The sequence below is a fragment of the Microbulbifer guangxiensis genome (assembly GCF_021729075.1).
GTDB lineage: Bacteria > Pseudomonadota > Gammaproteobacteria > Pseudomonadales > Cellvibrionaceae > Microbulbifer > Microbulbifer guangxiensis.
This window is the reverse complement of record NZ_JAJSAQ010000001.1, coordinates 215,665-234,979: the sequence shown is the minus strand read 5'-3', so window position 1 is coordinate 234,979 and position 19,315 is coordinate 215,665. Positions and strand designations below refer to the sequence as shown.

Sequence of the window (19,315 nt, the reverse complement as noted above, 5' to 3'; positions counted from 1 at the left end):
CCACAAAAAAAGAACGCCGGCGTATGCCGGCGTCAAAGTATTACGTCGGGATCGGCGCCATCAGACCACTGCGCCCTCTTCCCTCTCCTCTCGTTCTTCATTCATAACCCCGGGTCGGGGCATTGACTCGTTGGCTACCGGCCGCTTTCCGAAAAGGCGCTGGACCACCACAAAGAACAGCGGTATGAAAAACAGTCCCAGCAGGGTACCCACCAGCATGCCGCCAAGCACACCGGTACCGATAGCGCGCTGGGCGCCAGAGCCTGCCCCGGTGGCTATCGCCAGTGGCAGCACACCCAGGCCAAACGCCAGCGACGTCATCAGGATCGGGCGCAGCCGATCGCGCACCGCCCGCATGGTCGCATGGACCAGTTCCATGCCCTCCTCGAGATTCTGTTTGGCAAACTCCACGATCAGAATGGCGTTCTTGCTGGTCAGCCCCACCGTGGTGAGCATGGCCACCTGAAAATAGATGTCACGCTCCATACCGCGCAGGGTGTTGGCCAGCACTGCACCCAGGATGCCCAGCGGGGCTACCAACAGCACGGCAGTTGGCACCGTCCAGCTCTCATAGAGAGCCGCCAGGCACAGGAACACGATGAGAAGCGACAGGGTATACAGCAGCGGGGTCTGGGCGCCCGCCTGGCGCTCCTGGTAGGACAGGCCGGTCCACTCGAGACCAAAGCCGGCCGGCAGCTGCGCCACCAGCCGCTCCACTTCAGCCATCGCTTCACCCGAGCTCACGCCCGGTGCGGCAGAGCCGTTGATCTGCATCGCGGGGACACCGTTGTAACGCTCCAGCCGGGGCGATCCGTATTCCCATGAGAAGCTGGCAAACGTCGACAGCGGCACCATCTCCCCGTCGCGGTTGCGTACGGACCACAGCCTGAAGTCCTCTGGCACCATGCGGTACGGCGCGTCCGACTGCACGTACACCTTCTTGACCCGCCCGCGATCGATGAAGTCATCGATATAACGGCCGCCCCAGGCAGTGCCAATCGTGCTGTTGATCTCGTCGATCGACAGGCCCAGTGCGGCCGCCTTCTCGGTATCAATATTGAGGCGGAACTGGGGCGTGTCGTCCTGGCCGTTGGGACGCACATTCACCAGCAATGGGCTCTGTGCCGCCGCGCCCAGCAGCTGGTTGCGCGCTTCGGTCAGCGCCGCGTGCCCCTGGTTGGCGTTGTCCTTCAGGTAGAAATCGAACCCACCCGAGGTGCCGAGCCCCGGCAATGCAGGCGGTGAGAATGCGAACGCCATGGCATCCTTGATCTGCATCAGGGCCCCCATGGCCCGCATGGCCACGGAGCCCGCATCCTGGCCCTGCGCCTCGCGCTCGCCCCAGTCGTGCATGTTGACGAACGCAATGCCATTGTTCTGGCCGCTACCGGCAAAGCTGAAGCCCTGTACGCTGAATACGGAGGCGACGGTGTCCTGCTCCTGGTCGAGGTAGTAGTCCTCCACCTTTTTGATCGACTCCATGGTGCGCTGCTGCGTCGCCCCTACCGGCGTCTGCACCATGGAGAGCAGTACACCCTGGTCTTCTTCCGGCAGGAATGAACTGGGCAGGCGCTGGAACAGCACCAGCATAATGCCGGTGAGCACGGCAAACAGGAGCAGGAACCGGCCGCTGCGGGCCACAATACCGCGCACTCCTCGCTGGTAGCGGGCACTGCCGCGCTCGAAGTTGCGGTTGAACCAGCCGAAAAAGCCCTTCTGCACATGGCCCTGGCCACGCGCGACAGGCTTCAGCATGGTGGCGCAGAGCGCCGGTGTAAGCACGATCGCCACCAGCACTGACAGCGCCATTGCGGCAACGATGGTCGCCGAGAACTGCCGGTAAATCACACCGGTGGCCCCTTCCAGAAAGGCCATGGGTACGAATACCGCCGACAGCACCACCCCGATGCCCACCAGTGCGCCCGTGATCTGCTTCATCGACTTGCGTGTGGCTTCCCTGGGCGAGAGTCCCTCTTCGTTCATCACACGCTCGACGTTCTCGACCACCACAATGGCGTCATCCACCAGCAGGCCGATGGCCAGCACCATGGCAAACATCGTGAGCATGTTGATGGAGAAGCCCAGCGCCGCCAGTATCCCGAAGGTTCCCAGCAGCACCACCGGCACGGCGATGGTCGGAATAATCGTGGCGCGGATGTTCTGCAGGAACAGGTACATCACCAGGAACACCAGGATCACCGCCTCAATCAGCGTCTGGATCACGCCCTTGATGGAAACCTCCACAAACGGCGTCGAGTCAAACGGCACCACGGACTTGATCCCGGCTGGGAAATACGGCTCCAGCTCCTTGAGCTTTTCCCGCACGCCATCGGCGGTCTCCAGCGCGTTGGCGCCGGTGGCCAGGGTCACCGCCAGGCCTGTTGCCGGCTGACGGTTGAAGCGGCTGATAAAGTCATAGTTTTCAGCGCCGATCTCCACCCGCGCGATATCCCCCAGCTTCAGTACCGAGCCATCAGGGTTGGAACGGATAACGATCTCGCGAAATTGTTCCGGGGTTTCCAGGCGCCCCTGGGACACCACATTGGCATTCAGCTGCTGTCCATCAATGGCCGGCGTGCCGCCGAGGCTGCCGACAGCCACCTGCTGGTTCTGCGAGCGCACGGCTGCGATGACATCGCTGGGCACCAGCCTGTAGGTCTCGAGCTTGTTCGGGTCCAGCCAGATACGCATGGCGTACTGGGAACCAAACACCTGGATACCGCCCACGCCGGGAACGCGGCTGATCGGATCAACGATGCTGGCGTTGACGAAATCGGCGATATCCGAGCGGTTCATGCGCCCGTCTTCCGAAACAAAACCGACCACCATCAGGAAGCCACTGCGCCCCTTGCCGACATTCACGCCCTGGCGCTGTACCGCCTCCGGCAGCAACGGCATCGCCAGTTGCAGCTTGTTCTGCACCTGCACCTGGGCGATATCCGGGTCGGTGCCATTGGCAAAGGTCAGAGTGATGTTCACCTGGCCGATGGATTCGCTGGTGGCCGACATATAAAGCAGGCCGTCGAGCCCGGTCATGTTCTGCTCGATGACCTGGGTAACGGAGTCCTCCACGACTTTGGCAGAGGCACCGGGGTAGCTGGCGCTGATACTGACCGTCGGCGGGGCAATATCCGGGTAGCGCTCGATCGCCAGCTTGCTGATCGCAAGGCCGCCACCGAGCATGACGATAATGGCGATAACCCAGGCAAAGATGGGTCGGTCAATAAAGAAAGCTGCCATGGTTTACCTCAGGAGTCCGCTGCGTCGGTGGCATCCGCTGCGGCGTTTGCCACGCCGGCCGCCTCTTCGGACTCAACGGCGCGGACCGCAACGCCCGGGCGCACTTTCTGCAGACCCTCGACAATCACCCGGTCGCCCGCCGCAAGTCCCTCTTCGACAAGCCACCCATCACCGATGGTCTGGCTCACGGTAACCGGGCGCCGCTCAACCTGGTTCTCTGCGTTCACCACCAGGGCGTTGGTGTTGCCCTTCGGGTCCCGCATTACCGCCTGCTGCGGCACCACCACAGCATTTTCTTTCACACCACGTCCGATGACGGCGCGCACATACATGCCAGGCAGCAGCATGTGATCGGGGTTGGGCACCACCACCCGCAGCAGTACGCTGCCAGTGGTCGGGTCGACACGGGCTTCCGCAAACTCGAGCTCTCCGCGGTGCTCGTAGGTGCTGCCATCATCCAGCAGGATGGTCACCGGCAGATCGCGGGCATCCGCCACTTTGCCGGCTTCCACGGCACGGCGCAGGCTAAGCAGCTCGCTGGTGGACTGGTTGAGGTCCACGTAAATGGGGTCCAGCTGCTGAACAGTGGCCAGCGCCTGCGGCTGGTTGGCTGTCACCAGCGCCCCCTGGGTCACGGAAGACTTGCCGATGCGGCCAGCAATGGGCGTACTGATGCGGGCGTAATCGAGGTTCACCTCAGCACGCCGGACTGCAGCTCTTGCCCTGGCCACGGCAGCATCTGCCTTCTGCAGTGCCGCCTGGGCGCTGTCATGGTCCTGGGCACTCACCGCACCGCTCTTGACCAGGTTCGCCACCCGCCCTGCCTTCAAACGCGCCACGTTGTGTTCCGCGCGGGCACTCTGCAGCACGGCCCGGGCACTCTCGTAATCGGCCCGGTAAGTGGCGTCATCCAGTTGATACAACGGCTGGTTGGCTTCAACGATGCCACCCTCGCGGAACAGCTGTTCCTGCACCAGACCATTCACCTGCGGGCGTACTTCGGCGACTTTGTAGGGATTGGTCCGGCCCGGGAGTTCGCGGGTAAGGGTTACCGCCTGAGTCGCCAGTGTAACCACAGCCACTTCAGGCACCATCTCCGGGCGACTGCCCTGCTCCTCGCTGCAGGCCACCAGTAGCGACATTGCGGCCAGCACGCCGACGATCAGATTCCGTTTCCGCATGATTACCTCTCTGTGACCGGGAGCCCGGCGAGCGCTGCCAAGACACTTTTGGCGCCAATGACAGGAATGAATGGTTCTCGAAGCGGCGCATTCTACGTCGAGCCCCGATTCAACAGCAAGTATTCATTCATGCATGAATATGAATTACACTGCGCGCCGCATCAGTGCGGTGCCTGCCAGGTAAAGTGGCGCACTGCCCTGCAATCATGCCTGTCGAGGAAGTAAAAATTGGCCAAGCGGCGTAAAGAAGACGCACTGGAGACCCGCGAGCGCATCCTGGATGCGGCGGTGACCGTGTTCCACCAACAGGGACTGGCACGGCCGTCTCTGACAGAGGTTGCGGAACTGGCGGGGGTCACCCGTGGCGCGGTTTACGGGCATTTCCGCAACAAGGCGGATCTGTTCAATGAGCTGGCAGAGCGCGTCCAGCTGCCCGGGGAAAAACTCTGTGAGGGAGCCAGCGACGACCCGCAACACAACCCCCTGGGCATCCTGCGCACCCGCTGGCTGTGGCTGTTTCAGGAAGTAGCCTGCAACCGGCAGTGGCAGCAGATCCTCGATATCATCCTGCACCGCTGTGAACTGGTGACGGAGAGCGGCGAAATCCGCCAGCGTATGCTCGACTGTCGCGAGGAAGGCCTGGAACGGTTGCGGGAACTGCTTCGCGCGGCCGTGGCGCGGGCGCAGCTCCCCACAGACCTCGACGTGGAGCTCGCGGCCCCCATGCTACACGGCGCACTGGTCGGCCTGCTGGGAGACTGGCTGCTACGGCCGGACGGGCGGGACCTCGCCCAGTTGGGGGAGCGCTATCTCGACACCCTGATCGAGATGCTGCACCACGCCCCGAGCCTGCGCCGGGAACCGATCGCTGCGGCCCCCTGACTCAGAGAGCGAAACCCAGCAACAGATAAAACCCCAGTAACAGGACAACCCCTGCCACCATACTCCCGGTCAGCCAGTTCCGGGCCAGGATTCCCTCCGGCTTGTGATGGCTGGTGATGGTATCCAGCAGGCTCCCGACGCGGGCGCGGGCCGCCGCGCGCACCTGCTGATCCAGCCGGAAAGCCCCGTTTCCAATCCGCTGAACCGCCACTGGCAGCAACCGGCGGTACACCCAATCCACATCCAGATTTACCGACGGCAACTCCGGCGGATAAAGGCGCTGCAGGTTCAGCCACACAAAGGCCAGCGCGGAGAAGAACAGCAACTGTAGCTGGGTCAGCACGTGGGTCATGTCATAGGGCGAATAGGCCACCTCGTGCGGCAGCAACCGGTATAGGGCCTGCGGATAGATCCCCACCACCAGGCACAGGGCGGCGGCGATGCTCATTGCAATCAGCATATTCAGCGGCGGCTCCTTGGCACGGATGCCACTGTCGTGGGCGAAGAAGGCAAAATACGGAATCTTGATACCGGCGTGGTGAAATACCCCCGCCGACGCGAACAGCAGTACCAGCCACACCCAGTCATAGCCATTCTTTATTGCTGCGGTCATCACCATCGACTTGCTGACAAATCCGCTGAACAACGGGAATGCAGAGATCGAGGCGGCGCCCACAATGCAGAGCACGGTGGTCTTGGGCATGGTCTTGTAGAGTCCGCCAAGTTCAGATCCGTTGATCTTGCCGGTCACATGCAGCACTGCCCCCATCGACATAAACAGCAGCCCCTTGAAAATGACGTCGTTGAAGGCGTGCGCCACGGCACCATTAATGGCCAGTGCCGTACCGATACCGATACCTACCACCATGAAGCCGAGCTGGTTGATCAGGCTGTACGCCAGTACCCGACGCAGATCATTTTCAATCACCGCATAAAAAATCGGGAAGCAGGCCATGGCGGCACCGATGTAGATCAGCAACTCGGTGCCGGGGAAAGTGCGCGCCAGCGCGTAGACGGCGACCTTGGTGGTGAAGGCACTGAGGAAAACGGTTCCGGTGGGGGTGGACTCAGGGTAGGCATCCGTGAGCCAGCCATGGAAGAACGGAAAGGCGCATTTGATTCCGAAGGCGAGAAACATCAACCACCCGGCGGCACCCTGCTCGAGCCCGATCTGCCCCAGAGCAAGTGATGGTTCCGTGCGGCTGTAAATCACAATACCGACCAGCAGCAACAAGCCCGAGAGGATATGCATGACCAGGTAACGCAGCCCCGCCCCGTATGAAGCCTGACTGCGACGCGCCCACACCAGAAACACCGATGTCAGCGCCAGCAGCTCCCAGAACAGGAACAGCGTCATCAGGTCGCCGGCAAACACTGCCCCCAGTGCACTGCCCGCATACAGCAGGCTCACAGTCTGTTGCAACGTATCCCTAACATGCAGGGAGTAGATCACAGCAATGAGCGCAGCGACGTGGAACAGGTAACCGAACAACAGGCTGAGCCTGTCCACGGAAAAGAACACAAGCTCAAACTGCATCAGGCCGACAGTGGCGTACTCGCCGGCGGGAGTCCCCCACAAGTTGGCGAGGCTCAGTGCCGGTATCACAATGGCGACAAGACCGCGGGCCCAACCCCGCAAGACCAGCGCCAGTGCCGCGGCGATAAAAAAAGCGATGAACGGGGGAATCAGGATCAATGCTCTACCTCCGCCGGGCTGTGGTCGGCACCGGAATCCGGCTGCTTGTCGGCTGAGTCCAGGGTCTCATAGTAGTTCTCAGGTCTCATCAGCAAACCCCGCATCCACTTTGCAATCAGCACGAGCAGCACACATCCCACAAAACCATAAAGCGGATAGAAGCCAGGCAGTTGCTCCCAGGCACGCTCGGTGTGGCGGTGGACCAGAAACTCGAGAATAAACAACACCAGGCAGCAGGCGTAAAACCCTCGCAGCAGCCAGCGTACATTTCTCGGGTTATCAAAAAGATATTCAGCTTTCTTGCGCATGAGTTGATTAGATCCCCGCGTGAATCAACCGGGAAAAAATTGTCGGATAAGCGAGCAACAGCACGCAGCCGATCGCCGTCACCGCAATCGCGACCATCGACGGCCACGGGGCTTCCCGGACCATCACTTTACCCGGCACAGTGGTGCCGTTACGGGGGAAGAAAGCCCGCAGTGGAATCGGCAGCAGATAAGCGATGCTGAGCAGTGAGCTCAGCATCAGCAGGACGACCAGAGACCACTGCTCAGCCTCCACTGTGCCCAGCAACAGGAACCATTTGCTCCAGGTACCACCGGTCGGGGGGACACCGATGATGCACAGACTGGCAACAAAGAAAGCAGACATGGTCACAGGCATCTGCCTTCCGAGGCCATCGAGCTGGCTGATCTCGGTTTTGTGCGCAGCGACGAGAATGGCTCCGGCACAGAAAAACAGGGTGATCTTGCCGAAGGCATGCATCACGATATGCATTGCACCGCCGGCAATACCGGCCGACGTGGCCAGCAGTGCGCCCAGGGTAATGTACCCGAGCTGACTGATGGTGGAATAGGCGAGCCTCGCCTTCAGGTTGTCCTGACGCAGGGCGACCAGCGAGGCCAGCAAAATGGAAATTGCCGCGAGGTACAGGAGCCAGGTGGTTGCGGGGATGGCCTTCAGGGTTTCAAGACCAAAGATCATCAGACAAACCTTCAGGATCACAAACACACCGGCCTTCACCACGGCAACAGCATGGAGAAGCGCACTGACCGGTGTTGGGGCCACCATCGCCGCCGGCAACCAGCGGTGAAAAGGCATGATCGCTGCCTTACCGACACCAAATACATAGAGGACCAGCAACAGTGACAACACCGCCGGGGCTGTCTCTGTGGGGAAGACGCCACCAGGGGTAAATGACAGGGTGCCAGCCAACAGCCAGGTTCCGGCAATCGCCACCAGGAAGAAGCCCACCGACGTGCCGAGCAGGATCATCAGATAGGTTCGCCCCCCTGCCCTGGCCTTTTCGGTACCCGCATGCGTTACCAGTGGATAAGTAGCGAGTGTCAGCACCTCGTAAAAGACAAAAAGGGTGAACAGATTCTCCGCAAACGCGATCCCCATGACACAGCCAATGGACAAGGCGAACAGGGCAAAGAAGCGGGTCTGGTTGGCCTCGTTATGGCCACGCATGTAACCGATGGCATACAGGGTGGTCACTATCCACAGAAAACTCGCCACCAGGGCAAACAGCAACCCCAGCGGCTCAACCCGGAATGCCAGTTCAATCCCCGGCATCACCTGCAGCCACGCAAGGCTCACCGACTCGCCCTGTAATGCCGGCTGGTACAGGTTGGCGACCGTCCAGAGCAGAAGGCCGCCGCAAAGCAGGGAGATGGCCTCCCGAAGGTTTTGCCGCTGGTCAGCCATCAAGACCCCGGCAAACGCCAGGACCGGAAGACCCAGGGCGAGCCCCAACAGCGCGGAAGTCTCCATCAGGGTGCACCTCCGAGCAGATAAGTTGCTGCCATTTCCGTGACAGAGACCGGCAGACTGGTCTCAACACCGAAGTAGAGATTGGCCAGAACCAGTATCCAGGTCGGGATCAGCAGGCCCAGGGGGGCTTCGCCCGGTTCTGCTGCCAACTGTCCGGATTGTGGCTCACGAAGATAGCCCGCTTCGACCAGGCGCCAGACATAGACCGCCGACAACAGTGAACCTGCGACGATGAGCAGAGCCAGCGGCCAGAAGCCACTGTCGATAGACGCAGCGATCAGGTACCACTTGCTGATAAAGCCCGCTGTCAGCGGCATGCCCACCAGGCTGGCGCCACCGATGGCAATCGCTCCCATGGTCCAGGGCATGCTGCGACCAAGGCCCCGAATCTGCTCCAGGCTGCAACCACCGATCCGGTAGGCGACGCCGGCGAGCGCCAGAAACAGTGCTGCCTTCATCAGGGCGTGGTTGAACAGGTGCAGCAGCGTAGCCTGCAGTCCTACCACAGTACTGATGCCGATGCCGATGATCATGTAGCCGATCTGGGCCACGGAGGAATAGGCAAGCATCCGCTTGATATTGGACTGGTAAATTGCCACCGCGGAACCAACGAAGACGCCGGCCAGCCCCAACAGGATGAAAAGTGACTGCAGTGGCAGTGCAGACAGCGAGAAGTCGATCCCGAAGACGGTGACGGTAAACCGGACCAGCAAATACAGCGCGACCTTGGTAGCTGTGGCGGCCAGGAATGCCGTCACGATGGAGGGGGCATTACTGTAGGCGTTCGGCAGCCACAGATGCAGGGGGAATAGCGCAAGCTTCAGGCAAATACCCACCAGAATGAAGGCAAACGCCGCGAGAACCGCCGTCGAACTCTCCACTGCCGGCAGTCGTTCTGCCAGGTCTAGCATGTTGAGGGTGCCGGTCATCATGTACAGGAACCCAATCCCGATCAGGATAAAGGTGGCCCCGATGGTGCCCAGCACCAGGTACTGGAAGGCCGACCACAACGCTCTCCGGTCACGCCCCATGGCAATCAGCGCATAGGTCGACAGCGAAGAAATTTCCAGGAAGACAAAAACGTTGAAAACATCACCGGTGGCAACGATGCCGAGCAACCCGGCAAAGCACAACAGATAGAGCGTATAGAAGACCGTCTGCCGCGACGCACCCAGCTCGGCCTCAATGCTTGTCCGCGCCGCAGCAATGACGGCAGTGCTGACAGCAGTGACGATAAACAGTACCCAGGCATTCAGGGCATCGATCCGATATTCAATCCCCCAGGGTGCATCCCATCCACCGAGACTGTAGCGGATCACGCCCTCGGCCATGACCTGCTGGAGCAGCAGTGCGCTGACGACAAAGGCCGCCAGGCTGACCAGTACAGTAAACAGCCAGGAGAGCCTCGACCGCTGCAGGATCATGCATGAGGGGGCCGCCACCAGCGGCAGGATGACCTGCAGGATGGGGAGATGCGTCAGCACTGGCCATCTCCCGCAAGAATGTCCTGTTCCTCCACCGAGCCATAGGCCTGGCGGATCCGCAGGATCAGGGCCAGCGCCAGCGCCGTGGTGGCGATTCCCACCACAATGGCTGTCAGGATGAGCACATGAGGCAACGGGTTCGAATACACCGTAGTGAGTTGGCTCAGGATCGGGGCACTTCCACCGGCCACCTTGCCCACGCTGATGTAGAAGATAAACACCGAAGTCTGGAAAATATTCAGCCCGATGACCTTTTTGATCAGGTTACCCTGGGCGATCACCATGTAGAGACCAGTCATCATCAGCAGGATGACGACCCAGTAGTTATAGAGCGCACTAAGAAGCATGCGGGACTGCCCTCCCCCTGGCGAGTTGCGCAGAGAACACGAAGAACACGATCATCATCACGGAGGCAACGGTGATCCCGACCCCGAGCTCAATGGCGATGATGCCGAGATGCTGGCCAGCGACGGAATCTCCCGCCAGCCCGCTGTAATCGAGATAATTGCGGCCACTGACGATACCCAGCAGGCCCACCGTACCGTAAATCAACACCCCGACCGCCGCGAGGGCCTGGACCAGAGCCCTGTTGACGATCTTCTCAACGGCTTCCAGGCCAAACACCAGGGAATAGAGAATAAAGCCAACGGCAAAGATCACTCCGGCCTGGAAACCGCCCCCGGGGCCGTACTCACCGTGAAACTGCACATAGAGAGCGAAGAGCAGTATTGGCGGAATCAGTACCTTGCCCACGACACGCAACACCAGGTGCGAGGGTTCCGCCATGGGAGAATGGATCGGCTCTTCCCGCACGTCGCCACGCAAGCCCAGCAGGGAGAGCACACCCAGCCCCGCCGTGAAAATCACCACCACCTCACCGAGGGTGTCAAAGGCGCGATAGCTGGCCAGCACCGAGGTGACGACATTGGGGATACCGATCTCGCGCATGGAGTCCGCGATGTAGCGCGGTGCCACATGCAGGTGAGCCGGCGCATCGGGAGATCCGAAGGCCGGCATTTCCAGCGTGGCAGTAATCAGCAGTGCGCCGACGACACCCACGGTGAGGAGCGCCAGTAACGCCCGCTGAGGATTTGCCCGCTGCGCCCGTCCGCAGATGGCCAGCGTCGACAACATCAACAGCGGCGAGATGCCTGCACCGACTGCTGCCTCGGTAAACGCAACGTCAACCGCCCCCATGCTCATGAAAAAACTGGCAGAGAGCAGGCCATAGATGCCTGCCAGTATCACCGCTGCGAAGAGATCGCGCGTCCAGGCGATGTAGACTGCAGTCACCAGCAGCAGTGACAGCAGTGCGATATCCAGTATCAGCTCCAAAGGTTCAACCCCCGAATTCAAACACGATCAGCACTGACGACGTCCCGGGAGTCCGGGCCTTGTGCGGAGCCGGAGATCTCGTTATCGGCTTTCTTTGTGCTGGCTCCCCCACCGGGGAGACGCAAGTCACAGTGTTGCGCCGACTTGGCGAGTGCGTGTCCAGCCGTCGGGCTGGTAAAGAAAATAAAGACCAGAATCAAAGCGAGCTTGAACAGCGGCAGCCCCCAGCCAGCCGTCAGCATCAATCCACCGACAACCAGGTAGCTCCCCAAGGTGTCGGTCATGCTGGCAGCGTGCATGCGCGAATAAAAATCCGGGAAGCGCAGCAACCCAATAGCACCGGACACCATAAAAAAACCGCCCAACCCCAGCATTACGGCAGAGAGGATGGCAAGCACTGAATCAATCACTGCATCCCCTCCCTCTCATCGCGCCCCTGATACTCGAAGTACTTGAGAACCCCGATGATGCTGACAAAGTTGATCAGTGCATAAACCAGCGCAATATCAAGAAACTCCGGTCGGCCACTGATAAAACAGATTACCGAGATCAGCAGCACAGTCTTCGTTCCAAATACATTCACGGCCAGGATACGGTCGTGAATAGTCGGGCCCAGCAGGGCCCTCACCAGGGCAAGCACCATCACTACCAGCAGGGCAATTGCGGTAGCAATGATCATGGCTGCTCCAACCGCGCGACGCGGCCCTCCATTTCTCCCTCACGGAGCTCTGCCAGCCCGGACTCCGTCAGCGCATGCACAAGCACTTCGCCGTCATCGAGGGACACTGTCACCGTACCGGGTGTGAGCGTAATGGAATTGGCGTAGATGACACGGGAAAGATCGGACTCCAACCTGCACGGAACACGGCCACTCACCGGGCTGATCGCCCTGGGGCCCTTCCAGGCACAGGCCGCTACCTTGATGTTACTTTCCACGATCTTCCTCAACAGCCAGCCGTAATAAGCCAACAACCGGAGGGAAAGATGGAACGGTTGGGATTCACCATCAACCACCTGCATGCGCCGGCCAATCCAGACCACCAGCGCCACAGAAACCACTCCGAAGGTCAGCAGCAGCGGCGAATAATGGCCGGAATTGCCCAGCCAGATGACGCTCAGCACCACAACCAGATAGAGTGAGTAGTGCGCATCAGCCCTGTCGGCCCGGCCGCGGTTGTCGGTCTTCAAGACATTCTCTCCATTGCACGCTGACCTCTACCACAGTGGAAGTGCTGCTCGAGAACCTGCTCCACCAGCTCGCCGGCGGATGATGGCAGGCCGGTTCGGGAGTTCGCCGCGACACCTGCAGCCAAATCCATCAACGAGTTCGCTACCGGCAAACGATCACTGCCAGCCAGCTCACCCTCAGCAGCCCCGGGCTGCCGGTTTCCGCTCGTCTTGACTGCGCGAACGCGAAGGTCCGAGGGCCGTTCTCCCGCGACGACCACCGCACCTCTGGCAGCAAAATAGCCCTTCATGCAGGCCCCGCGGGTCTGCAGGGGAGCGCCGGAAACAGGTTCTGTCCCGGTGACTGAGTTGCTACAGGAAGTTCTGAGGCTGGCGGCCCCGAGATCTTCGAGGGCCGATGCGGGCAGGCTGCAGAGGGCTGGCCGGGTAAAAGCCAGAGCGTGAATGAGTTGCCGGATCGATTGCCGTGGGCAGGACCGCTGCTTCGCCATAAATGCCTGTTTATTGGCCAGTTTTTATTGGTTATGCGATTACTTTGGCATTAATAGTGTGGTAAAAATTGGCACAAATGTGAATAAGTGTGGCAGCGTTTGAACAAGTGCACCTGCCTCAAGCGCAAAACCTGCCTATCCATCCGCCCGCCCCCTGCCACATGAAAGGCTTTGCCAGCGAGCACAAATGGATGGACCCCATACACTTCAAGGCCAGCCAATGAGTATCGGTACAGCATCTATCGTGTTACTGGACGCCAGCGCAGATGACCGTGCAGCATTGGCGAGTCACCTGCGGCAAGCCGGACATACAGTATTCGAGGAGGACGGCACAGACCTCACACCCGGCAGCCTGATGTCGCACCAGGCTGACCTGATTATCCTGGATGTGGAAGTCCCGGGCGCAGATGGCTTTCAGTTATGTCGGGAGCTTTGCAGTCACGACAATGCAGTCCCGGTCATCGTCGTAACGGCGCGTAACGACGAAATCGACCGGGTGCTGGGTTTGGAGCTGGGTGCGGATGACTTTGTCGGCAAACCCTATTCAAGCCGCGAATTACTGGCCCGGGTTAAAGCTGTGTTGCGCCGGGTCCGCCGGGACCCGCTACGGGAGCAACCGCGGATCTTCTCGTTCAACAGCTGGCGCTTTCATCCGGCCCGGATGGAGCTCCACGCCCCCAGTGGTGAACTGGTGGCGCTGTCGACCAGTGAGACTGCACTGTTACTGGCCTTTGTACAGAACCCCCAGACTCCCCTGAGCCGCGACAGGCTTCTCGACCTCACCAAAGGGCGCGACAGCTTCCCTTTCGACCGCAGCATTGACTCCCATGTCAGCCGTTTGCGGCGCAAGCTGGGGGACAACGCCCGCGCACCGGATACCATCAAAACCGCCTGGGGATCGGGCTATATCTTCACCCATCCGGTAGATTCCTGATCCCACAAGGCCATCTGATGACCGAGAGGCCTGATCCGGCCACCCGGTATGTGACCCGCGAGACACACACTCCTGGCGGTCAAATTTCAGGCAGCGCACTCGCCTCTCGACCCTGTAGCCCGTACTTCCCCCCATCCAATATGGGAAGTTCGTGCATAATTTGTTCTTATTGTGCAAGTTTGTTTTCCGCAACCCGGTCGCCCGACACCATTCATCCTGTATTGGAGGCGTTCCATGCCTTTTGGAGCTTTCAGCCTTTATACTTGTCCTAAGCTATAAGTCGCCATGACCACGCCCCTCGGGTTATGGTCGTGGGGCGCCTTGAAGTAGGACGTATAAAGAGACTCCTTATGCTGACCAATCGGATCGCCACGCTTTTCTCAGGATTGCTGCTCACAACCCTGGTTGCCCTGCCCTGCGCCACTCTGGCCGAGGTCGATGCACTGCTACCGAAAGAGGGCCATGGCGGCACTGCCGGGGAGATCGTCGACAAACTCGAGCTGCTGCACTACAACAAGCTCAAAGTGGGCGATGAAATGTCTGGTGAGCTGTGGGACGAGTACATCGATGCGCTGGACCCCACGCGAAGCTACTTCCTCGCCTCTGACATCGCTGAATTTCGCCAGCTGCGCAACCAGCTGGATGACCAGTTGCGCGCCGGAAAAGTAGAGGCTGGTTTCGATATCTATAACCGGTATCGCCTGCGCCTGAACGACCGCCTGGAAAACATTGTTTCCCAGCTGGAGAAGGGCCTGCCACAGTTTGATTTCACTCGTGACGAGAACCTGTTACTGGACCGGGAAGACAGCGCCTGGCCTTCTTCCATCAGCGAGGCAGATGAGCTCTGGCGCAAGCGCCTCAAGTCCAGCATCCTCAACCTGCGCCTGACCGGTAAGACCGATGAGGAGATCCAGGACCTGCTGACCCGGCGCTACCAGGGGCAGCTGAAGCGCATCAAGCAGCAGAATAGTGACGATGTCTTCGAGCTGTACATGAACTCACTCACCCGCCTGTACGACCCGCACAGCAACTACCTGTCACCGCGGTCGCTGGAAAACTTCAACATGAGCATGTCCCTCTCCCTCGAGGGCATCGGCGCCGTGTTGCAGATGGAAGACGAGTACACCAAGGTCGCCCGCCTCGTGGCCGGTGGGCCCGCGGACCGCACCGGAAAGATCAAACCCAACGACAAGATCGTGGCCGTTGGACAGGATGAAGACGGTGAAATGGTCGATGTGGTGGGCTGGCGCCTCGATGATGTCGTCGACCTGATTCGCGGTGCCGCGGGCACCTACGTGCGTCTGGAGACCATCCCCTCAGGTAGCGATGGCACCCACCGCACCATCCTGATCAAGCGCAGCAAGGTGAAGCTTGAGGACCAGGCCGCCAAGAAGGCCACTTTCGAGTTCTCTGACGGTAATGAAACCTTCAAGATCGGTGTGATCAACCTGCCGACTTTTTACATCGACTTCGAGGCCTATCGCCGTCGCGACCCCAATTACAAGAGCACCACCCGCGATGTAGCCCGGCTGCTGAGTGAACTCAAAGAGGAAGGTGTCGACGGCATTATCCTCGACCTGCGCAATAATGGTGGCGGCTCCCTGCAGGAAGCCACCATGCTGACCGACCTGTTCATCGACCAGGGCCCGGTGGTGCAGATCCGCCATGCAAATGAGCAGATATCCCGACACAACCGCTCCCGCTCACGGGCCATGTATCGCGGCCCGCTAATGGTGCTGATCAACCGCCTGTCTGCGTCCGCGTCCGAAATCTTTGCCGGCGCGATCCAGGACTACAACCGCGGCCTGGTGGTGGGCAACCAGTCTTTCGGCAAAGGCACGGTGCAGACAATGGCACCGCTCAAGGAGGGTCAGCTCAAGATCACCCAGTCCAAGTTCTACCGGGTTTCCGGCGACAGTACCCAGCATGCTGGTGTGGTGCCAGACATCCCCATGCCACAGCTGATCGATGCCGAAAGCGTGGGGGAAAGCGCGTATGACACTGCCCTGCCCTGGGATCGCATCCATGCGGTGAAGCATGCGAAGTATTTCAACCTGAAAGAGCTGTTGCCGGATCTGGTGACCAAGCACAACCAGAGGACGGCTTCCGATCCGGACTTCGTCTTCCTGCGCGACCAGTTCCGTCTTGAACGCGAACAGTCCGATCGCAAGTTCGTATCGCTGAACGAGCTCGCCCGCAAACAGGAACGGGAGGAGCTGAACCAAGAGATGCTCGCGATGGAAAACCAGCGCCGTACCGCCAAGGGTCTCGAGCCCTATGAGAACTTCGAGGCCTATGAGAAGAGCGAATCAGAGGAAGTTGCCACCATTGGTGGCCCGGTGGAGATCAAGCTGGAGAATGATCCGATACTGAACGAGGCCGGTTTCATCATGGCCGACTTTATCGGCCTGGCAGGAAAACGAGCCAAAACACCGCCTCAGGTCGCCAACTTCTGACAACTGACCTGGGCGGCAGGGAGATTTCCTGTCGCCCGGGAATCAGTTTCCATAACGTGAAAAAAACTTGAACGACTAACAGGTTGGGTGCGCCCGGCCTTTTTTATTTTTGGGGGAGAGAAGTGAAAGTCGTTTCCTTTAACGTCAACAGCATTCGTGCACGCCTGCATCAGCTGGAAGCGCTCGTGGATCGCCATGCGCCGGACATCATCGGCCTGCAGGAAACCAAGGTTACCGACGAGGAGTTTCCCGTCGACGTAATCCGGGATCTCGGCTACGAAGTGATCTTCTTCGGGCAGAAGACCCACTACGGTGTAGCGATGCTCTCGAAGTTGCCATTTATCGATCAGCAATTCGGTTTTCCCGACGACGGGACTGAGGCCCAACGCCGGTTGGTAACCGGAAAATTCGATATCGGCACTCCCGAACCACTGACTGTGATCAATGGGTACTTCCCTCAGGGGGAGAACCGCGAGCACCCGGTCAAGTTCCCGGCCAAACGCAAGTACTACTCGGACCTGAGCAACTACCTGGACAAGCACTGTAAGGCTGATGCACCGGTACTGGTCATCGGTGACATGAATATCTCCCCAACCGATCTCGATATCGGCATCGGCGAGCCCAACCGCAAGCGCTGGCTGAGAGACGGCAAATGCAGCTTCCTCCCCGAAGAACGGGAGTGGCTGCAGAAAGTCGAGGACTGGGGGCTGGCCGACACCTACCGTCAGCTACACCCAGAAACCGATGACGTCTTCAGCTGGTTTGACTACCGCAGCCGTGGTTTCGACCGGGATCCCAAGCGGGGGCTGCGCATCGACCTGATCCTCGCCACCCGCTTTCTCGCCGAGCGCTGCACCGGCGCCGGAGTGGACTATGACATTCGCGGGATGGAGCGTCCCAGCGATCACGCGCCGGTGTGGGCAGAATTCCAGCTCTGACTGAATACTGGGGTGCCCTCGCGGCACCCCTGCCCCCCTTTCCGCTTCACCAGACATCGGATCGCTCGCCAATCCCTCAATCCGGACAAAGGGTCCCCTCTGTCGCGAATTCGCAGCGGTAACGATCAGGCCAGCCGCTCCAGCCGCGCTTTAGCTCTCATGCACCTAGCAAACATATTCGGCTTCCCATATATCTGGTTATCCATATATGATGCACAGACAGATCACCGCCAGTCAGGTCACGCGCGATGGAACCACTGCATTTATACCGGCATCTGGGCGAGGAGACCCGCCTGAGGATCCTGTTGTTACTGGCAGCTGAAAGTGAACTCTGCGTCTGCGAACTGACCGAAGCCCTGCATGCAGGGCAGCCCAAAATTTCCCGCCACCTGGCGCTCCTCCGGGAGGCCGGGCTTCTCGACGATCAGCGCCGCGGGCGGTGGATTTTCTATCGACTTGCCGGCTCACTGGATTCCTGGGCGAGGGAGGTGATCGAACTTACCCGCAAACAAGCACCTTCACCGCACCTGCAGGATCTGGCAAGGCTCGCGCGCATGGGCAACCGGCCCGAGCGAATGCAGTGCTGCGCAGGCTGACTGTTCCGGGAAACTCCCACTAGGCTGAAATCAGGGACCCTTCAACAAGGAGAGGAAGACATGGCGATCAAAATCGGGATCAATGGCTTTGGACGTATTGGCCGCCTGGCACTGCGGGCCGGGCTGGATAATCCGGCGCTGAAGTTCTGCCACATCAATGATCCCGCCGCCGATGCAGCCACCCTCGCCCACCTGCTCAACTTCGATTCCGTACACGGGCGCTGCAGGCACGAGGCATCGGCCGACGGGGATTCCATCGCCGTCGGCGGGCATCGTATTCGCTGTACCCGCAACACTGCCATCAATGATACCGACTGGTCCGGCTGCGACCTGGTCATCGAGGCTTCCGGCAGGATGCGGGACAGAGAGTTGCTTGAGGCCTACCTGCAGCAGGGTGTAAAACGGGTAGTGGTTACGGCGCCGGTGAAGGATCCCGATGTATTGAACATTGTTCTCGGGGTTAACGATCATCTTTACGAGCCGGGCAGGCACAAGGTGGTGACTGCCGCCTCCTGCACCACCAATTGCCTGGCACCGGTCGTGAAAGTGCTTCACGAGCAACTGGGGATCCGCCACGGCTCCATGACCACGATCCACGACATCACCAATACCCAGGTGATCCTGGATGCACCACACAAGGACCTGCGCCGGGCCCGGGCCTGCGGCATGAGCCTGATTCCAACGACCACCGGCAGCGCCAGCGCCATTACCGAAATTTTCCCTGAACTCAAAGGCAAGCTGAACGGCCATGCGGTCAGGGTACCGCTGGCGAACGCCTCACTCACCGATTGTGTTTTCGAGGTGGAGAAGAAAACCACCGCCGAGGCGGTAAACGCGATGTTTCGCAGTGCTGCGGAAGGTGAACTCAGGGGGATCCTCGGCTACGAGGAACGCCCGCTGGTCAGTATCGATTACCGAACCGACCCCCGCTCCAGCATCATCGATGCCCTGTCGACGATGGTGGTCAACGACACCCAGGTCAAGCTCTATGCCTGGTATGACAATGAATGGGGTTATGCCAATCGCACCATCGAGCTGGCAGCACGTATCGGGGCAAATTGACCAAGCCGCCCCGCGGCACGGATCTGAACGGCAACCACCAAATTTACGAAAACCAT

The 19,315-nt window shown here is 60.0% G+C and carries 17 protein-coding genes; 6 read left to right on the top strand and 11 right to left on the bottom strand.

Annotated features, from left to right (window positions below):
• Nucleotides 1-60 precede the first annotated feature (60 nt).
• Both LVD12_RS01015 and LVD12_RS01010 read right to left on the bottom strand, forming a co-directional pair.
• Nucleotides 61-3,240 (bottom strand): efflux RND transporter permease subunit, encoded by a 3,180-nt coding sequence (locus LVD12_RS01015; RefSeq protein WP_237064969.1) that lies wholly within the window; start codon nt 3,238-3,240, stop codon nt 61-63.
• A gap of 8 nt (nt 3,241-3,248) precedes the next feature.
• Nucleotides 3,249-4,421: an efflux RND transporter periplasmic adaptor subunit gene (locus tag LVD12_RS01010; protein WP_305080498.1), complete on the bottom strand. Its 1,173-nt coding sequence runs from the start codon at nt 4,419-4,421 to the stop codon at nt 3,249-3,251.
• 228 nt (nt 4,422-4,649) lie between these two features.
• Between LVD12_RS01010 and LVD12_RS01005 the strand changes: the two genes are divergently transcribed.
• Nucleotides 4,650-5,303: a TetR family transcriptional regulator gene (locus LVD12_RS01005; protein WP_237064967.1), complete on the top strand. Its 654-nt coding sequence runs from the start codon at nt 4,650-4,652 to the stop codon at nt 5,301-5,303.
• A 1-nt stretch (nt 5,304) separates the two neighbouring features.
• On the opposite strand, the gene LVD12_RS01000 is transcribed toward LVD12_RS01005, so the two are convergent.
• From LVD12_RS01000 to LVD12_RS00960, 9 genes are read right to left on the bottom strand one after another with little or no spacing between them, the layout of a single operon-like run.
• A complete protein-coding gene (locus LVD12_RS01000) occupies nt 5,305-6,999 on the bottom strand; it encodes a Na(+)/H(+) antiporter subunit D (RefSeq protein ID WP_237064965.1) in 1,695 nt (564 codons plus the stop codon).
• Nucleotides 6,996-7,307 (bottom strand): hypothetical protein, encoded by a 312-nt coding sequence (locus tag LVD12_RS00995; RefSeq protein WP_237064963.1) that lies wholly within the window; start codon nt 7,305-7,307, stop codon nt 6,996-6,998. Before LVD12_RS00995 ends, LVD12_RS01000 begins: the two co-directional genes overlap by 4 nt.
• 7 nt (nt 7,308-7,314) lie before the next feature.
• Nucleotides 7,315-8,775 (bottom strand): proton-conducting transporter transmembrane domain-containing protein, encoded by a 1,461-nt coding sequence (locus LVD12_RS00990; protein WP_237064961.1) that lies wholly within the window; start codon nt 8,773-8,775, stop codon nt 7,315-7,317.
• Nucleotides 8,775-10,259 carry a monovalent cation/H+ antiporter subunit D family protein gene (locus LVD12_RS00985; protein ID WP_237064959.1) on the bottom strand — a complete coding sequence of 495 codons (1,485 nt, stop codon included), beginning with the start codon at nt 10,257-10,259 and terminating at the stop codon, nt 8,775-8,777. The genes LVD12_RS00990 and LVD12_RS00985 overlap by 1 nt, the downstream gene beginning before the upstream one ends.
• Entirely contained in the window at nt 10,253-10,606 is a 354-nt protein-coding gene (locus tag LVD12_RS00980; protein WP_237064958.1) for a cation:proton antiporter subunit C, read from the bottom strand. The genes LVD12_RS00985 and LVD12_RS00980 overlap by 7 nt, the downstream gene beginning before the upstream one ends.
• Nucleotides 10,596-11,594: a DUF4040 domain-containing protein gene (locus tag LVD12_RS00975; RefSeq protein WP_237064957.1), complete on the bottom strand. Its 999-nt coding sequence runs from the start codon at nt 11,592-11,594 to the stop codon at nt 10,596-10,598. The genes LVD12_RS00980 and LVD12_RS00975 overlap by 11 nt, the downstream gene beginning before the upstream one ends.
• A 17-nt stretch (nt 11,595-11,611) precedes the next feature.
• On the bottom strand, nt 11,612-12,004 hold the full coding sequence (mnhG, locus tag LVD12_RS00970; RefSeq protein ID WP_237064956.1) for a monovalent cation/H(+) antiporter subunit G: 393 nt from the start codon (nt 12,002-12,004) through the stop codon (nt 11,612-11,614).
• On the bottom strand, nt 12,001-12,273 hold the full coding sequence (locus tag LVD12_RS00965; RefSeq protein WP_237064955.1) for an MrpF/PhaF family protein: 273 nt from the start codon (nt 12,271-12,273) through the stop codon (nt 12,001-12,003). The genes mnhG and LVD12_RS00965 overlap by 4 nt, the downstream gene beginning before the upstream one ends.
• The gene (locus LVD12_RS00960) at nt 12,270-12,782 is read right to left on the bottom strand and encodes a Na+/H+ antiporter subunit E (protein ID WP_237064954.1); all 513 of its coding nucleotides are present in this window, start codon (nt 12,780-12,782) and stop codon (nt 12,270-12,272) included. The genes LVD12_RS00965 and LVD12_RS00960 overlap by 4 nt, the downstream gene beginning before the upstream one ends.
• A gap of 711 nt (nt 12,783-13,493) precedes the next feature.
• On the opposite strand from LVD12_RS00960, the gene LVD12_RS00955 reads away from it, so the two are divergent.
• The 5 genes from LVD12_RS00955 (at nt 13,494) to LVD12_RS00935 (ending at nt 19,259) form a co-directional block, all read left to right on the top strand.
• On the top strand, nt 13,494-14,207 hold the full coding sequence (locus LVD12_RS00955; RefSeq protein ID WP_237064953.1) for a winged helix-turn-helix domain-containing protein: 714 nt from the start codon (nt 13,494-13,496) through the stop codon (nt 14,205-14,207).
• 350 nt (nt 14,208-14,557) lie between these two features.
• Nucleotides 14,558-16,663: a carboxy terminal-processing peptidase gene (locus LVD12_RS00950; protein WP_237064952.1), complete on the top strand. Its 2,106-nt coding sequence runs from the start codon at nt 14,558-14,560 to the stop codon at nt 16,661-16,663.
• A gap of 122 nt (nt 16,664-16,785) precedes the next feature.
• Nucleotides 16,786-17,601: an exodeoxyribonuclease III gene (gene xthA / locus LVD12_RS00945; RefSeq protein ID WP_237064950.1), complete on the top strand. Its 816-nt coding sequence runs from the start codon at nt 16,786-16,788 to the stop codon at nt 17,599-17,601.
• Nucleotides 17,602-17,849: 248 nt separating this feature from the next.
• Nucleotides 17,850-18,197 (top strand): metalloregulator ArsR/SmtB family transcription factor, encoded by a 348-nt coding sequence (locus LVD12_RS00940; RefSeq protein WP_237064948.1) that lies wholly within the window; start codon nt 17,850-17,852, stop codon nt 18,195-18,197.
• A gap of 60 nt (nt 18,198-18,257) precedes the next feature.
• On the top strand, nt 18,258-19,259 hold the full coding sequence (locus LVD12_RS00935; RefSeq protein ID WP_237064946.1) for an ArsJ-associated glyceraldehyde-3-phosphate dehydrogenase: 1,002 nt from the start codon (nt 18,258-18,260) through the stop codon (nt 19,257-19,259).
• Nucleotides 19,260-19,315: the final 56 nt, after the last annotated feature.

What these genes read in the sequence shown, in the direction of transcription:
- LVD12_RS01015 (WP_237064969.1), bottom strand. Translation starts at nt 3,240, where the DNA reads ATGGCAGCTTTCTTTATTGACCGACCCATCTTTGCCTGGGTTATCGCC.
- LVD12_RS01010 (WP_305080498.1), bottom strand. Translation starts at nt 4,421, where the DNA reads ATGCGGAAACGGAATCTGATCGTCGGCGTGCTGGCCGCAATGTCGCTA.
- LVD12_RS00995 (WP_237064963.1), bottom strand. Translation starts at nt 7,307, where the DNA reads ATGCGCAAGAAAGCTGAATATCTTTTTGATAACCCGAGAAATGTACGC.
- LVD12_RS00990 (WP_237064961.1), bottom strand. Translation starts at nt 8,775, where the DNA reads ATGGAGACTTCCGCGCTGTTGGGGCTCGCCCTGGGTCTTCCGGTCCTG.
- LVD12_RS00980 (WP_237064958.1), bottom strand. Translation starts at nt 10,606, where the DNA reads ATGCTTCTTAGTGCGCTCTATAACTACTGGGTCGTCATCCTGCTGATG.
- LVD12_RS00965 (WP_237064955.1), bottom strand. Translation starts at nt 12,273, where the DNA reads ATGATCATTGCTACCGCAATTGCCCTGCTGGTAGTGATGGTGCTTGCC.
- LVD12_RS00955 (WP_237064953.1), top strand. Translation starts at nt 13,494, where the DNA reads ATGAGTATCGGTACAGCATCTATCGTGTTACTGGACGCCAGCGCAGAT.
- LVD12_RS00950 (WP_237064952.1), top strand. Translation starts at nt 14,558, where the DNA reads ATGCTGACCAATCGGATCGCCACGCTTTTCTCAGGATTGCTGCTCACA.
- LVD12_RS00940 (WP_237064948.1), top strand. Translation starts at nt 17,850, where the DNA reads ATGGAACCACTGCATTTATACCGGCATCTGGGCGAGGAGACCCGCCTG.
- LVD12_RS00935 (WP_237064946.1), top strand. Translation starts at nt 18,258, where the DNA reads ATGGCGATCAAAATCGGGATCAATGGCTTTGGACGTATTGGCCGCCTG.